The 14461-nt window shown below is 72.7% G+C and carries 11 protein-coding genes; 7 read left to right on the top strand and 4 right to left on the bottom strand.

Going from position 1 to position 14461, the window contains the following annotated elements; genetic code table 11:
• The first annotated feature begins 15 nt into the window (after nucleotides 1-15).
• Nucleotides 16-3039 carry an alpha-mannosidase gene (locus AB5J51_RS08580; protein ID WP_369777351.1) on the top strand — a complete coding sequence of 1008 codons (3024 nt, stop codon included), beginning with the start codon at nucleotides 16-18 and terminating at the stop codon, nucleotides 3037-3039.
• Nucleotides 3040-3124: 85 nt separating this feature from the next.
• On the opposite strand, the gene AB5J51_RS08575 is transcribed toward AB5J51_RS08580, so the two are convergent.
• On the bottom strand, nucleotides 3125-3808 hold the full coding sequence (locus AB5J51_RS08575) for an alpha/beta fold hydrolase (protein WP_369777350.1): 684 nt from the start codon (nucleotides 3806-3808) through the stop codon (nucleotides 3125-3127).
• 246 nt (nucleotides 3809-4054) lie between these two features.
• Here AB5J51_RS08575 and AB5J51_RS08570 point away from each other — a divergent pair, with 246 nt between their 5' ends.
• The 3 genes from AB5J51_RS08570 to AB5J51_RS08560 are packed head-to-tail and all read left to right on the top strand — an operon-like array spanning nucleotide 4055 to nucleotide 7861.
• Complete coding sequence (locus tag AB5J51_RS08570) at nucleotides 4055-6088, top strand: FAD-dependent oxidoreductase (protein ID WP_369777349.1); 2034 nt, start codon at nucleotides 4055-4057, stop codon at nucleotides 6086-6088.
• Between the two features lie 45 nt (nucleotides 6089-6133).
• Nucleotides 6134-6547: a PaaI family thioesterase gene (locus AB5J51_RS08565; RefSeq protein WP_053788791.1), complete on the top strand. Its 414-nt coding sequence runs from the start codon at nucleotides 6134-6136 to the stop codon at nucleotides 6545-6547.
• 6 nt (nucleotides 6548-6553) lie between these two features.
• Nucleotides 6554-7861 (top strand): MFS transporter, encoded by a 1308-nt coding sequence (locus tag AB5J51_RS08560; protein WP_369777348.1) that lies wholly within the window; start codon nucleotides 6554-6556, stop codon nucleotides 7859-7861.
• Here AB5J51_RS08560 and AB5J51_RS08555 read toward each other — a convergent pair.
• Complete coding sequence (locus AB5J51_RS08555) at nucleotides 7830-8081, bottom strand: hypothetical protein (RefSeq protein WP_369777347.1); 252 nt, start codon at nucleotides 8079-8081, stop codon at nucleotides 7830-7832. The genes AB5J51_RS08560 and AB5J51_RS08555 overlap by 32 nt on opposite strands.
• Before the next feature lie 78 nt (nucleotides 8082-8159).
• On the opposite strand from AB5J51_RS08555, the gene AB5J51_RS08550 reads away from it, so the two are divergent.
• Entirely contained in the window at nucleotides 8160-8555 is a 396-nt protein-coding gene (locus tag AB5J51_RS08550; RefSeq protein WP_369777346.1) for a hypothetical protein, read from the top strand.
• 49 nt (nucleotides 8556-8604) lie between these two features.
• Nucleotides 8605-9048 carry an SRPBCC family protein gene (locus AB5J51_RS08545; RefSeq protein ID WP_136225145.1) on the top strand — a complete coding sequence of 148 codons (444 nt, stop codon included), beginning with the start codon at nucleotides 8605-8607 and terminating at the stop codon, nucleotides 9046-9048.
• Between the two features lie 39 nt (nucleotides 9049-9087).
• Here AB5J51_RS08545 and AB5J51_RS08540 read toward each other — a convergent pair whose 3' ends face one another.
• Nucleotides 9088-10641: an alpha/beta hydrolase gene (locus tag AB5J51_RS08540; RefSeq protein ID WP_369780233.1), complete on the bottom strand. Its 1554-nt coding sequence runs from the start codon at nucleotides 10639-10641 to the stop codon at nucleotides 9088-9090.
• A 247-nt stretch (nucleotides 10642-10888) separates the two neighbouring features.
• Complete coding sequence (locus AB5J51_RS08535) at nucleotides 10889-12010, bottom strand: PP2C family protein-serine/threonine phosphatase (RefSeq protein ID WP_369777345.1); 1122 nt, start codon at nucleotides 12008-12010, stop codon at nucleotides 10889-10891.
• Between the two features lie 207 nt (nucleotides 12011-12217).
• On the opposite strand from AB5J51_RS08535, the gene AB5J51_RS08530 reads away from it, so the two are divergent.
• Entirely contained in the window at nucleotides 12218-14314 is a 2097-nt protein-coding gene (locus tag AB5J51_RS08530; RefSeq protein WP_053788735.1) for a SpoIIE family protein phosphatase, read from the top strand.
• Nucleotides 14315-14461: the final 147 nt, after the last annotated feature.

Here is a 14461-nt window from a genome sequence, read left to right as displayed (position 1 = left end):
TTTGGAGCAGCCGTCATGCACGACGACCGCAGCATCACCGAACACCGCTTGCGCCGGGTCCTCAAGGAGCGCATCAAGCCCGCCGTCCACTCCCGTGCGGTCCCGCTGGAGATCGGGCGCTGGGAGGCCCCGGGCGAGCCCGTGCCGGTCGCCGAGGGTCTGGCGGCCCCGTACGGGCCCTGCTCGATCGGTGAAACGTGGGGCCCGGCCTGGGGCACCACCTGGTTCAAGGTCACCGGCTGCGTCCCGGCCGACTGGGCGGGCCGTACGGTCGAGGCCGTCCTCGACCTCGGCTTCGACCGGATGATGCCCGGCTTCCAGTGCGAGGGACTCGTCCACCGGGCCGACGGGAGCGAGGTCAAGGCCCTCAACCCCTACAACGACTGGGTGCGCCTCGCCGACTCCGCGGCCGGCGGCGAGCAGGTCGAGTGGTACGTCGAGGCCGCCTCCAACCCCGTCCTCGTCGACCACTCGGTGACGTACGAGGGCGACCGGCAGACCAGCGGCGAGCAGCCCCTCTACCGGCTCGCCCGGATGGACCTCGCCGTCTTCGAGACCGAGGTCTGGGAACTCGTCCAGGACCTGGAGGTCCTCTACGACCTGATGATGCAGCTCGGCGAGGCCGACGCCCGGCGGTACGAGATCCTGCGCGCCGTCGATGCCGCCCTCGACGCGGTGGACCTGGGGGACGTCCCCGGGACGGCGGCCGCCGCCCGCGCCCGGCTCGCCGGGGTGCTCGCGGCTCCGGCCAACGCCTCCGCGCACCGGATCAGCGCGGTCGGCCACGCCCACATCGACTCCGCCTGGCTGTGGCCGCTGCGCGAGACGGTCCGCAAGGTCTCGCGCACCGCGTCCAACATGGTCAACCTGATGGACGGGCACCCCGAGTTCGTCTTCGCCATGTCGCAGGCGCAGCAGCTCGACTGGATCAAGACCCAGCGGCCCGAGCTCTTCGAGCGGGTCAAGAAGAAGATCGCGGACGGGCAGTTCGTGCCGGTCGGCGGCATGTGGGTGGAGTCCGACACCAACATGGTCGGCGGCGAGGCGATGGCCCGCCAGTTCCTGTACGGGAAGAAGTTCTTCCTGGACGAGTTCGGCATCGAGACCCGCATCGTCTGGCTGCCCGACTCCTTCGGGTACACGGCCGCGATGCCGCAGATCGTCAAGCTCTCCGGTTCGAAGTGGTTCCTGACGCAGAAGATCTCCTGGTCGCAGGTGAACAAGTTCCCGCACCACACCTTCTGGTGGGAGGGCATCGACGGCACCCGCGTCTTCACCCACTTCCCGCCCGTCGACACGTACAACAGCGACCTCGGCGGTGCCCAGCTGGCCCACGCCGCCGGCAACTACCGGGAGAAGGGGCGTGGTTCACGCTCCCTGGCCCCCTTCGGCTGGGGCGACGGCGGCGGCGGCCCCACCCGTGAGCACCTGGCCCGGGCCAGGCGGCAGCGCGACCTCGAAGGCTCCCCGCGCGTGGAGATCGAGCGGCCGGACGCCTTCTTCGAGAAGGCGCACGCCGAGTACGCGGACGCGCCCGTGTGGGCCGGCGAGCTGTACCTGGAGCTGCACCGCGGCACCTACACCTCGCAGGCCAAGACCAAGCAGGGCAACCGGCGCAGCGAATCGCTGTTGCGCGAGGCCGAGTTGTGGGCGGCCACCGCCGCGGTGCGGGTGCCGGGGTACGGGTATCCGTACGAGGACCTGGAGCGGATCTGGAAGACCGTGCTGCTCCACCAGTTCCACGACATCCTGCCCGGATCGTCCATCGCCTGGGTGCACCGGGAGGCGCGCGCCACGTACGCGGCTGTACGCGAGGAACTGCGCGGGATCACCCTGGCGGCGCAGCTGGCCCTGGCGGGGAACGGCACGGCGGAGCTCGTCTTCAACTGCGCCCCGCACGCCCGGCGCGGCATCCCCGCGGGCGGCGCCGGTCTGCCGGAGGCGGCGGGGCAGCCCGTCACCGTGGAGGAGCGGCACGGCGGCGGCCATGTCCTCGCCAACGGGCGGCTGTTGGTGGAGATCGACGGCCGCGGACTGATCGTGTCGGCGTACGACCTGGAGGAGAGGCGGGAGGCGGTGGCTCCGGGGCAGGCCGCGAACCTGCTCCAGATCCACCCCGACTTCCCGAACATGTGGGACGCGTGGGACATCGACGCGTTCTACCGCAACAGCGTGACCGACCTGGTGGCGCTGGACGCGCTGGAGGTGGTGGAGGCAGGGCCGGAGGCGGTCACGGTCCGGGTATCCCGCTCCTTCGGCCGCTCGGAGGCGGTCCAGTCGATCACCCTGCGGGCCGGGGCCAAGACGGTGGACATGGTCACGGAGGTGGACTGGCACGAGACGGAGAAGTTCCTCAAGGCCGCGTTCCCGCTGGACGTGAAGGCCGAACGGTCCGCCTCGGAGACCCAGTTCGGGCACGTGTACCGGGCCACCCACACGAACACCTCGTGGGAGGCGGCCAAGTTCGAGATCTGTGCGCACCGGTGGATCCGCGTGGCGGAGCCGGGGTGGGGCGCCGCGGTCCTCAACGACTCCACGTACGGCCACGACGTGACCCGCGACGTGCGGCCGGACGGCGGCCAGACCACCACGGTCCGCCTCTCCCTCCTGCGGGCTCCGCGCTACCCGGACCCGGAGACCGATCAGGGCGCCCACACCCTGAGGTTCTCGCTCGCGCCGGGGGCGGAGATCGGGGACGCGGTGCGCGAGGGCCATGCGCTCAACCTGCCGGAGCGGGTGGTGTCCGGGGCGGGCCCGGTCGCCCCGCTGCTCACACTGGACAACGACGCGGTGGTGATCGAGGCGGTCAAACTGGCCGAGGACCGCAGCGGCGACGTGGTCGTCCGCCTCTACGAGTCCCTCGGGGGCCGGGCGACGGCCGTCCTGACGGCGGACTTCCCGCTCTCGGCTGCGGTCGAGAGCGACCTCCTGGAACGCCCCCTGTCGGGCACTGCGGTCGGCGCCCCCACCCGGGCGGGCGCGGTCCCCCTGACCCTGCGCCCGTTCCAGATCGTCACGGTCCGCCTCCACCGCCGCTGATCCGCACCGGGCCCCGGTCCGCTCACCCGGCCCGGGACCCGGCCGCCCAGTCCCCGGCGATGCGCGCCGGGTCCCGCTTCCCGCCTCATGCGGTGAGGAAGGCGGCGACGGTCGAGGTGAACTCCTCGGGCGCCGCCGCGTGGATGAGGTGGCCGTACGGGAGGGTGATCAGGCGGGCGTCGGGGATGCGGGCGGTGATCTCGTCGAAAGAGGCGGCCGCGAGGTGGCTCGTGGGGCCGCCGTAGATGACGAGCGTGGAGGCGGTGATCCGCTCCAGGCCGGCCAGCCACGCCGGATCGGGCCGGTCCAGCTCCGCTCTGACGGCGAGCACCATCGCCCAGTCGAAGTCCAGCTCCCCTTCGGGCCGTACGGGGGCGGCGGACTCGCGGGGGAGCGGCGCGGGGGCGTCCTCCAGTACGAGCCGGCCGACCCGGTGCGGCTGCTCCGCGGCCACCAGGTACGCGACGACGCCGCCCAGCGAATGCCCGACCAGGTCCACCCGGTCCAGCCCCAGGGCGTCCAGGAAGCCCAGGACGTCGTCCCGCATCAGCTCCGGCGAGTACTGCGCCGGCCGGTCGCTCAGGCCGTGCCCGCGCAGGTCGAGCGCGTACACAGGCCGGTCCTGCGCGAGTGCGTCCCGTACGCGCGCCCAGTCCGCGGCGCGCTCGCCGAGCGCGTGCAGCAGGACCACGGGCGGGGCGGCCCCCGCCCCCGCCGCCTCGTAGGCCAGCCGGACTCCGTTCACCGTCACGGTGAGGTGTTCTGCCATCCGGCCGAGGGTACGGGCGACCGCGCGCAGCGGCGTGGACGGGGTCGCCTTCCCACGGAGGCCCTCGGCGCTGCGGTCGCGGGCGTGAACTGCGCCACAGCCCTCGCCGTGCCGGGCCCCCGACCCCGGGAAATTCCGGCCCGGCAGGCGCACCGCAGGCCCCCACCCGGTTATGCACCTAGTTGCAAAACCCTGGCCTCCTCGCTAGAACAGGTTCATCACCCCCGCGCGAGGAGGCACACCCCGATGAGTCCGCAGAGTTCCCAGAGCCGGTACCCGCACCTGCTGAGCCCCCTGGACCTCGGCTTCACCACCCTGCCGAACCGCGTGATCATGGGCTCGATGCACACCGGCCTCGAGGAGCACGAGGGCGGCTTCGAGCGCCTCGCCGCCTTCTACGCCGAGCGCGCCCGCGGCGGCGCCGGTCTGATCGTCACCGGCGGCATCGCCCCGAACGACGCCGGCCGCCCCTTCGAGGGGGGATCGCGCCTCACCACCGAGGAGGAGGCCGCCGAGCACCGGGTGATCACCGAGGCCGTGCACGCCGAGGGCGGGAAGATCGCCATGCAGATCCTCCACTTCGGCCGCTACGCCTACCACAAGGACCTGGTCGCCCCCAGCGCCCTCCAGGCCCCCATCAGCCCCTTCGTCCCGAACGAGCTGAGCGACGTCCAGGTCGAGCGCACCGTCGAGGACTTCGTCCGCGCCGCCCGCCTCGCGAAGCTCGCCGGTTACGACGGCGTCGAGATCATGGGCTCCGAGGGCTACCTCATCAACGAGTTCATCGCCGCCGCCACCAACAAGCGCACCGACCGCTGGGGCGGCGCGTACGAGAACCGCGTGCGCTTCCCGCTGGAGATCGTCCGCCGTACCCGCGCGGCCGTGGGCGAGGACTTCATCCTCATCTACCGCCTCTCCATGCTCGACCTGATCCCCGGCGGCTCCACCCTCGACGAGGTCGTCCGCCTCGCCAAGGAGATCGAGGCGGCCGGCGCCACCATCATCAACACCGGCATCGGCTGGCACGAGGCCCGCATCCCCACCATCGCGACCTCCGTCCCGCGCGGCGCCTACACCTGGGTCACCAAGCGGCTGATGGGCGCGGTGAGCATCCCGCTCGTCACCAGCAACCGCATCAACACCCCGGAGATCGCCGAGGAGCTGCTCGCCGACGGCCGCGCCGACCTGGTCTCGCTGGCCCGCCCCTTCCTCGCCGACGCCGACTTCGTCGCCAAGGCCGCCGCCGGCCGCTCCGAGACCATCAACACCTGCATCGGCTGCAACCAGGCCTGCCTCGACCACACCTTCAGCGGCAAGATCACCAGCTGCCTCGTCAACCCGCGCGCCTGCCACGAGACCGAGCTCGTGCTCTCGCCCACGCAGCTGAAGAAGCGCGTCGCCGTCGTCGGCGCCGGCCCGGCCGGACTCGCCTGCGCGGTCTCCGCCGCCGAACGCGGCCACGCCGTCACCCTGTTCGAGGCCTCCGGCCACATCGGCGGACAGCTCGACATCGCCCGCCGCATCCCCGGCAAGGAGGAGTTCGAGGAGACCATCCGCTACTTCGGCACCCAGCTCGCCGCACGCGCCGTCGACGTCCGGCTGAACACCCGCGCCGACGTCGAAACCCTCCAGGGCTACGACGAGGTCGTCATCGCCACCGGCGTCACCCCGCGCACCCCCGACATCGAGGGCGTCGACCACCCCAACGTCGTCAGCTACCTCGACGTGCTGCGCGACGGCGCCCCCGTCGGCGAGCGCGTCGCCGTCGTCGGCGCCGGCGGCATCGGCTTCGACGTCGCCGAGTTCCTCACCGACAGCGGCGAGGGCGCCTCCCAGGACCCCGAGACGTACTTCCGCCACTGGGGCGTCGACACCTCGTACACCGGCCCGGGCGGCCTCACCGCCCCCGAGCGGCCGGCGCCCCCGCGCCAGGTCCACCTCCTCCAGCGCAAGACCACCAAGGTCGGCGCCGGTCTCGGCACCACCACCGGCTGGATCCACCGCGCGGAGCTCAAGCACCGCGGTGTCGTCTCGGTCGCGGGCGCCACGTACGACCGGATCGACGACGAGGGGCTGCACATCACCGTCGGCGAGGAGCAGCGGCTCGTCCCCGCCGACACGGTGGTGCTCTGCACCGGCCAGGAGCCGCGCCGCGACCTGTACGAGGCGCTGCTCGCGGCCGGCGGCAGGCCGCACCTGATCGGCGGCGCCGACGTGGCCGCCGAGCTGGACGCCAAGCGGGCGATCCGCCAGGGCACCGAACTGGCCGCCGGTCTCTGACCAAAAGGGATTGTGGCGGTCCGGCCGGACCGCCACAATCGCCCGGTGACGATCTCACCCGCAGACGCAGACAAGATCCTTTCCGACAACTTCGCGCCCTGGGTGCTCGCCCTCGGACTGACCGTCCATGAGACCGGCGAGCGGCACGCCGTACTGCGGCTGCCCTGGTCCGAGGCGCTGGCCCGGGACGGCGGCGGCCTGTCCGGGCAGGCCCTGATGGCTGCCGCCGACACCGCCACCGTCATCGCGATCTCCGCCGCGCGCGGGGCGTACGGGCCGATGACCACCGTCCAGCAGTCGACCAGCTTCCAGCGGCCGGTCCTCGGTACGGACGTGCTGATCGAGGTACGGGTGACCAAGCTCGGCAAGCGGATGGCGTTCGCCGACATCACCATGACGCCCGAGGGCGCGCCCGAGCCGGCCGCCACGGCTTCCACGGTCTACGCCCTGCTGGGCTGAGCCGGGGTGCCGGCCCCGGTCCACCACCCCTCGCTCTGGCGCAACCGCGATTTCAACATCTTCTGGCTCGGTCAGGCGCTGTCCGTCCTCGGCGGATCGATCTCGTTGCTCGCGCTGCCCCTGCTGGTCCTCGAAGCCACCGGATCCGTGGTCCAGATGGGCCTGATCACGGTCATCTCGGGGGTCGGCTCCATCGCGACCGGCCTGTTCGCCGGGTACGTCGTGGACCGGACGGACCGGCGCCGCCTGATGATCGCCTGCGATCTCGTACGGGCGCTGCTGCTGGGCGCGGTCCCGCTGATCTGGCTGGCCGGGCCGCGGATCTGGGTGCTGTACGTACTGACGGCGCTGGTCACCGTCCTGAAGACGCTGTTCGACGTGGCGTACGTGACGGCGGTGCCGAACCTGGTGCCCGCCGAGCACCTGACCGCCGCCAACGGGCGGCTGACGGCGGCCTTCGCCTTCGGGACCCTGTGCGGGCCGGCGGCGGCGGGGTTCATCGCCGCCGCGGTGGGCCCGGACTGGGCGCTCGGCGTGGACGGGCTGACCTTCCTGGTCTCGGCCGTGAGCCTGCGGTGGGTGGCCCTCGGCCGGGACGGGGCCGGCCCGTCGCGGGCCTCCGGGCCGGCGGCCGGGAAGCTGCGCGAGATGTTCGCCGAAGGGTTCCGCTTCCTGTGGGCCCACCCCGTGCTGCGGGCGCTGACCGTGCTGCTCACGCTGCTGACCTTCGTCACCGTGGGCGCCACCGACCTGCTGATCTTCCGGGTCCAGGAGGAGCTCGGCCAGAGCAAGGCCACCGTCGGCTTCGTCATCGCGCTGAGCGGGCTGGGCGTCGTCGGCGCGGCCCTCGCCGCCGCGCCGCTGCGCCGGGCCCTCGGCTTCGGAGCCTGCTGGCTGGGCTCGACCGCCCTGGTCGGCGGGGCGGTGGTGGTCACCGGCGTGAGCCGGAGCCTGCCGGTGATCACCGTGGCGGCCGCGGTGTTCATGTTCGGGCTCACCCTCGGCGCGGTCTGCTCCCTGACCCTGCGCCAGGAGGTGACCCCCGACGCCTTGCTGGGGCGGGTCACGTCCGCGTTCTGGACCGTGCACGGCGCCTCGGGTCCGGTGGGCGCGGCCGTCCTCACGGTGCTGGCCGCCCGGCACGGGGTGCCGGCGGTCAGTGTGGGCGCCGGCGTGTTCTGCCTGCTCATCGTCGGGACGGGGCTGCTGACACCGCTACGGGGGAGCCGGGTCGGGGGCGTCCCCGCCGGGGATGCCGTCGCCGGATCCGCCGCACGGCCGGTCAGCGGCCCGCGGCGGTCGCGGCGGCCGTGACGCCGGTGAGCCGTTGCGCCACGTCCCACAGCCGGGCGTTGGCCGTGCGGTCCAGGGCCCGACGGGTGATGCGTGCCTCGGCGGTCGGTCCGACCAGGCCGAAGCGGCCGCCAGGGCCGTAGTAGCCGCCCGCGGCCGCATCCGGGCTGGTGGCGGCGTACAACAGCGGTTCGGTGCCCTGCCCGACCTCCTGCTTGGGCAGGAAGTCGAGGGCGCTCATGAGCCGGTGCGTCCGCGAGGGCCGGCCGGTCACGAGGCTCGCTCCGGCGGTCTGGAGGTTGGTACTGGTGTATCCGGGGTGGCCGAGCGGGCGGACCGGCTCGCGGGCTGCCTCGCCCGGGCCCTGGCCGAGCGCCCCGTCCTGTGCGACCTGATCAGCGCACAGGACGCCGTCCTGGAACGGAACGTCTCGCCCCAGGTCGCCGTGCAGTACAAGCGGGCCGCCATCGCCAACGCGCAGGCCCTGGCGGGCCGTGTCGCCGCGCACCTGCCGGAACTGGGGGCGGAGGGTGCCTTCCGCTTCATCGCGGGCACGATCATGGTCACCGGCGCCGTCTGGGCGCACGCCCACCCGTCCGCCGCGATGCTCGCCGCCTACGAGCAGGATCCGTCGCCGGCCGCGCTGCGCCTGGATTTCACCACCACGCTGCGCGAGACGCTGGAGGTACTGCTGGCCCGAGCGGCGCGCGCGTAGGGCGCGGGTCTGCGATCGTGGATCGGGGGAATCGCACGGAGGAGCAGCGATGTCCGGACAGTTCGAGGCGACCGTCGAGATCGACCGGCCCGTCGGGGAGGTCTTCGCCTACCTGGCCGACGGCCGCAACGACCCGCAATTCAGCCCGCGGGTCCAGGAGATCACCCGGACGCCGGACGGCGCGACCGGTGTGGGCACGGTCTTCCGCAGCACGGTGAAGGACGCCGGGATGAAGACCGCCCGGGAGTTCCGCATCACCGGCTTCGATCCGCCGCGGCGGATCCGCTGGACGGAGCAGAGCAAGAACCTGGTCACGGCCGAGGGCGGGTACGACTTCGAGGCCCTGCCCGGCGACCGCACCCGGGTCCGCATCTTCAACACCCTCGAGGGGCACGGACTCGGGAAGCTGCTGGTGGGCCTCGCGGTGGGCGCGGCACGCAAGGACGCCCCCGACTTCGGCCGCCGGATCAAGGCCGCCGTGGAGGCGTCCTGAGCGGCGGCCGAAGCCTGCGGGGTCAAAACCCCTGCGGGGTCAGAACCTCCGGTCGGAGAGGACCGGGAAGCGCTGCGGCGACTGCGGGGCGATCTCCGAGCGGCGCTCCGCCGAGCCCGGGGTCGTCCGGCAGGTCACGTCCTGGGCGGGCAGCTTGCCCGTCGTCAGGTAGGAGTTGACCGTCGCGTTGGCGCAGGAGTTCGGGTCCACGAGGTACACGCCGTGGCCCTCACCGCCCATCGCGAGCACCATCCGCGACCCCTTGAGCGCCTTGTGCAGGCCCTGGCCGCTGACCAGCGGGGTCTGGGAGTCCCACTCGTTCTGCACCGTCAGCACGTCGGTCTTCGTCTTCATCGGCGTCGCGGGCTCGATCGGCCGCCGCCAGTCGGAGCAGGGCTTGATGTTGGAGGCGAAGTCCCCGTACAGCGGGTACTTGGCCTTGTCCTTGGCGGCCTCCCGTGCGTACTGCTCCGGGTAGCGGGGCCATTCCGTGTCCCCGCACACCACGGCAAGGAACACGGCCGTGCCGTTGTCCGACGCCGGCGCCGCGGAGGGCTTCAGCCACTTCAGCTGGGGCGCCGCCGGCTTGACGGGCTTTCCGTCCGCAGCGTCCTTGAGCGCCCTGACGAGCGGCGCCGCCTGCGAGGGGTAGAAGAACACTCCGCGCGCGGTGCGGATGTCGTCGCCCGTGAGCTTGATGCCGTCGAACTCGATCGGCTGCTTGTCCGCCCGGGCCACCAGGTCCCAGAAGGTCCTGGAGACCGCGTCCGGGGTGTCGCCGAGCTGGAACTCCGCCGCCCGCTCGGCCGTCCACTGCGTCCACCGCACGAACGCCGGCTCCGCCTCGGTCGCCCACACCTGGATCATGCCGCGCCACGCGCGCTGCGGGTCCACGCCGCTGTCGAGCACGAAGCGGTCGCTGCGGTTCGGGAACATCTGCGTGTACACGGCGCCCAGGTACGTGCCGTACGAGTATCCGACGTACGAGATCTTCTTCTCGCCCAGCGCGGAGCGGATCGCGTCCATGTCGCGCGCGGTGTTGCGGGTGGTGATGAACGGCAGCACCGAGCCCGCCTTCTCGCGGCACTTCTCGGCGACCGTACGCGCCCAGGTCACGTCCGCCTGGAACGTCTCCTCCTTGTACGGCCGGTCGATGTTCTGCTCGGCGTCGGTCAGCCCGCAGGTGATCGGGCTGGAGGCGCCGACGCCGCGCGGGTCGAAGCCGATCAGGTCGTACTGGTCGCGTACGTCCTTGGGCATCACCTCGTTCATCATCAGCGGCAGATCGAGCCCTGAACCGCCCGGCCCGCCCGGGTTGAGCAGCATGGCACCGTGCCGCTTGGCCGGGTTCTCGCTCTTCATCCGCGATATCGCGAGGTCGATCGTGGCGCCCTGGGGGCGCCGGTAGTCGAGCGGGACCTTGAGGGTCGCGCACTCGTACGAGGCCGGCTGGTCGGTGCTGCAGCGCTGCCACGCGGGCTTCTGCGGGGTGTACTCGGCGGTCGTGGCGGCGACCGCCCCGGTCGCGGAGAGCAGGGGGATCGTGGTCGCGACCAGACCGGCTGCGGCGAGCATCGGTGCGAGGCGTTTCATGTTCACGAAGAGCCGTTTCCTTCCGTGAATTCGATGGCCTCATCACCTTGTTGCACGCGGGCTCCGGGCGAATCATCCCGAAGGGCCGGTCCGTATGCTCCTCACGAACGAGCTCAAATCCGGACAACTGGCCGACACGCGGAAGGAGTAGATGCCGACGGGCCCGTCCGCGGGCAGCGCGCGGCGGGCGGGAGCGGCGGAGCAGCGGAGCGGCGGGAGCAGAACCGGGCGGGGGAGGGCTGCCGGGTCAGGAGGAGCGGCCGGTGACGCGTTCGATGGCGACCATCGCCGCGTCGTCGCCCAGGCTGCCGCCCGGGGAGTGGGCCAGCAGGTCCGCGCACAGGTGGCCCAGCAGGGCGTCCGGGCCGTCGCCCGGCCAGTCCGCGACGCGCTCCGTCAGGGGGTAGAACTCGCCGGCGGCGTCGCGGGCCTCGATGACGCCGTCCGTGTACAGGAGGATGACGTCGCCCGGCTCGAAGGAGAAGGACTGTGCGGCGAAGCCGGTGTCCACGTACTGCGTCAGGCCCAGTGGCGGCGCCGGGTGGTCCACCTCGAGGGGAACGACCCGGCCACCGCGCAGCAGCAGCGGCGGCGGGTGCCCGCAGCTGATGAGCCGTACGGTCATCTCCTGATCGGGGATGTCCAGTACCGCCGCCGTGGTGAACGCCTCGCCGGGGTCGCCGGCCGGCTCGCCCGTGCCGTCCGGGTCCGCCGCCACGGCGGCCTCCAGGTAGGCGACGAGGGTGGGCAGGTCCGCCTCCTGGTGGGCGGCGGCCCGGAACGCGCCGAGGACCAGCGCGGCGTCCCCGACCGCCTCCAGGCCCTTGCCGCGGACGTCGCCGATGATCAGCCGGGTGCCGTGCGGGGTGCGGGTGGCGGCGTACAGGTCCCCGCCGATCTGGGCCTCGGCCTCCGCGGCCAGGTAGACGGAGGCCAGCCGCAGCGGACCCATCCGGTCGCGGAGCGGCCGCAGGACCACCTCCTGGGCGGCCTCGGCGACCGAGCGCAACTGGATCAGCTGTTTCTCGTGGACCTCGCGCAGATGTGCGAAGAGGGTCACGAAGACCGAGATCAGGACCAGGGCAATGATCTGGAAGGTGTGGTTCAGATCGGTGACGGTGGTCCGCGTCACGGCGACCGACACCTGGGCCAGGACGGCCACCGCGCCGACGAATCCCGTCATCCGCGGCCCGGCGAAGGAGGCGGTGAGGGCCGGGGCCGCGACCAGGAAGGGACCCAGGTGGACATCGGGCGGCGCGAGGACGTCGACCACCGTGACGACCGCGATCAGCGCGAACGGAACCGCCAGCAGGGGCAGGCGCGGTTCGCCGACCTGGCGGTGGCTCGGATGCGGCGGCCGGTGGTCCATGACTCCTGAATACACCGCGCCCCCTCTTCGCGCGCTCCGTCGTCCGGCCGCGCGCTCCGTCGTACGGCCCCATCGGGATGCGGCTGCGCTGCCGGTGCGGGGGAGTGGAGAGAGGATGGGAAACACCCCGCGGCGCGGACCCGGGGCGCGGAGAACGAACGGGCCGATGTACCGCCCCTGGGCAGCGGACGGGAAGGAGCGGCCGGCATGAATACGACGGACGCCTTCCCGGCCGGTGCGGAACCGGCGCACATCGGCCCCTCCACCGGGCCGGGCCTGCTCGACGTGCTCGGAGTCGCGGCGGTGGTCCTCGACGCGGAGGGGCGGATCACGCTCTGGAGCCCGCAGGCCGAGGAGCTGTTCGGCTACACCGCCGACGAGGCGCTCGGCCGGTTCGCGGCGCAGCTGCTCGTCGACGACGAGCACCTGGGGCTGGTCCTCTCCCTCTTCGAGAAGGTGATGGCCGGCGGAGAGCCCTGGGCCGGGGCGTTCCCCGTCGTGCACAAGGACGGCAGCAGCCGGGTGGCGGAATTCCGCAACATGCGGCTCGAGGACAGCCAGGGCCGGCTCTACGCCCTCGGCATCGCCTCCGACCAGGCCACCCTGCGGCGTGTGGAGCGCGACCTGGCCCTGTCGATGCGGCTGGTCGCCCAGTCCCCGATCGGCCTGGCCGTCCTGGACTCCGAGCTGCGCTACGTCCTGGTCAATCCGGCCCTGGAGAGCATCAACGGCCTGCCCGCCGCCGAGCACATCGGCCGCCAGGTCCATGAGGTGCTGCCCCGTTTGGACGCAGCGTCCATCGAGGAATCGATGCGGGCGGTCCTGTCCACGGGCAGGCCCCAGCTGGACCGGTTCACCGTCGGCCGTACGCCCGCGGATCCCGACCAGGACCACACCTGGTCCGTCTCCCTCTACCGGCTCGACGACCCGGCCGGGCGGCCGATCGGGGTCGCCGCGTCCGTCGTCGACGTCACCGAGCAGCACAAGACCTCGGTGGCCGTCGCCCTGGCCCGCCAGCGGCTCGCCCTGATCGCCGACGCCTCCGTACGCATCGGCACCACCCTCGACCTGTGGGTCACGGCGCGCGAGCTCGGCGACATCGCCGTGCCGCACCTGGCCGACGTGGCGACGGTCGACGTCGTCGACGCCGTGCTGACGGGCGACCACCCGCCCGGGGACCCGACGGACGAGACCGTGCGCTTCCGTGCCCTCGCCGTCAAGGCCGCGCGCCCCACCCCCGCCACCCTCGCGGCCGACCCGGTCGGCTCGATCGCCCGCTACGACGCCACCCGGGTGGTCACCCGGTGCGTACAGTCCGCCCGCCCCGTGCTCCTGGCGGACCTGACGAAGGGCGACCTCCCCAGCGTCGCCCGGGACGCCGCGGCCGCCACCCTGCTCGCCGAGGCCGGCCTCCACTCGTACCTCGCGGTGCCGCTGATCGCCCGCGGCGAGGTCATCGGGGCCCTCGGCCTCCAACGCACCGACAACCCACTGCCGTTCGACCAGGACGACGTCCTGCTCGCCAGTGAACTGGCGGCCCGCGCCGCCGTCTGCATCGACAACGCCCGCTGGTACCAGAAGCAGCGCCGGACCGCCCTTACCCTCCAGCGTCATCTGCTGCCGCACCAACCCACTCCCACCCCGGGCCTGGAGATCGCCTACCGCTACCAGCCCGCCGGGGCCGCCGGCGAAGTCGGCGGAGACTGGTTCGACGTCATCCCGCTGCCCGACGACAAGACCGCCCTCGTGGTCGGGGACGTCATGGGGAGCGGCATCAACGCCGCCGCCACCATGGGCCAACTGCGCACGGCCGCCCGCACACTGGCCGAGCTCGACCTCGACCCGGCCACCGTCCTGGCCCGGCTCGACCACACCACCACCGGGCTCGGGCACACCATGGCCACCTGCGTGATCGTCGTCTACGACCCCCACCGCAACCGGTGCCGCATCGCGACCGCCGGCCACCTGCCGCCCGTACGGACGAGCCCCGGGCGCCCGCCCGAGCTCCTCGACCTGCCGACCGGGGCGCCCCTGGGGGTCGGCGGCGTACCCTTCGAAGCCACTGCCCTCGACCTGGGCGTCGGCGACGAGCTCGTCCTGTACACCGACGGGCTCGTCGAGACCCGCGACCAGGACATCGACACTCGCCTGCAGGCGCTCACTTCGCTGCTCGGCGACCCGGGCCGTCCCCTCGAGGAGACCTGTGACCTGCTGCTGCGTGAACTGCGGCAGCCGGACGAGCGCGACGACGTGGCCCTGCTCATCGCCCGGACCCGCCCGCTGTCCGAGGCACCGGGGCAGTAGCGCCCGCACGGTACCAGCCTTTCGAGGCGTTGCCCGGATGTTTGTCCATTCGTGATGGTCCTTCCAAACAGGCACCACAACTGGCACTAGCGTCCCGTGGCACCCGGGGAGCGCGGGTGCCACGGCACGGTCAACTGCCGTAGCCCG

The sequence above is a fragment of the Streptomyces sp. R33 genome, assembly GCF_041200175.1.
GTDB lineage: Bacteria > Actinomycetota > Actinomycetes > Streptomycetales > Streptomycetaceae > Streptomyces > Streptomyces katrae_B.
This window is presented reverse-complemented; position numbering and strand designations above follow the sequence as displayed.

Bases quoted from the DNA above. Each gene is read 5' to 3' on its own strand.
- AB5J51_RS08570 (WP_369777349.1), top strand. From the start codon at position 4,055: ATGAGTCCGCAGAGTTCCCAGAGCCGGTACCCGCACCTGCTGAGCCCC.
- AB5J51_RS08545 (WP_136225145.1), top strand. From the start codon at position 8,605: ATGTCCGGACAGTTCGAGGCGACCGTCGAGATCGACCGGCCCGTCGGG.
- AB5J51_RS08555 (WP_369777347.1), bottom strand. From the start codon at position 8,081: ATGAGCGCCCTCGACTTCCTGCCCAAGCAGGAGGTCGGGCAGGGCACC.
- AB5J51_RS08540 (WP_369780233.1), bottom strand. From the start codon at position 10,641: ATGAAACGCCTCGCACCGATGCTCGCCGCAGCCGGTCTGGTCGCGACC.
- AB5J51_RS08530 (WP_053788735.1), top strand. From the start codon at position 12,218: ATGAATACGACGGACGCCTTCCCGGCCGGTGCGGAACCGGCGCACATC.
- AB5J51_RS08575 (WP_369777350.1), bottom strand. From the start codon at position 3,808: ATGGCAGAACACCTCACCGTGACGGTGAACGGAGTCCGGCTGGCCTAC.
- AB5J51_RS08580 (WP_369777351.1), top strand. From the start codon at position 16: ATGCACGACGACCGCAGCATCACCGAACACCGCTTGCGCCGGGTCCTC.
- AB5J51_RS08535 (WP_369777345.1), bottom strand. From the start codon at position 12,010: ATGGACCACCGGCCGCCGCATCCGAGCCACCGCCAGGTCGGCGAACCG.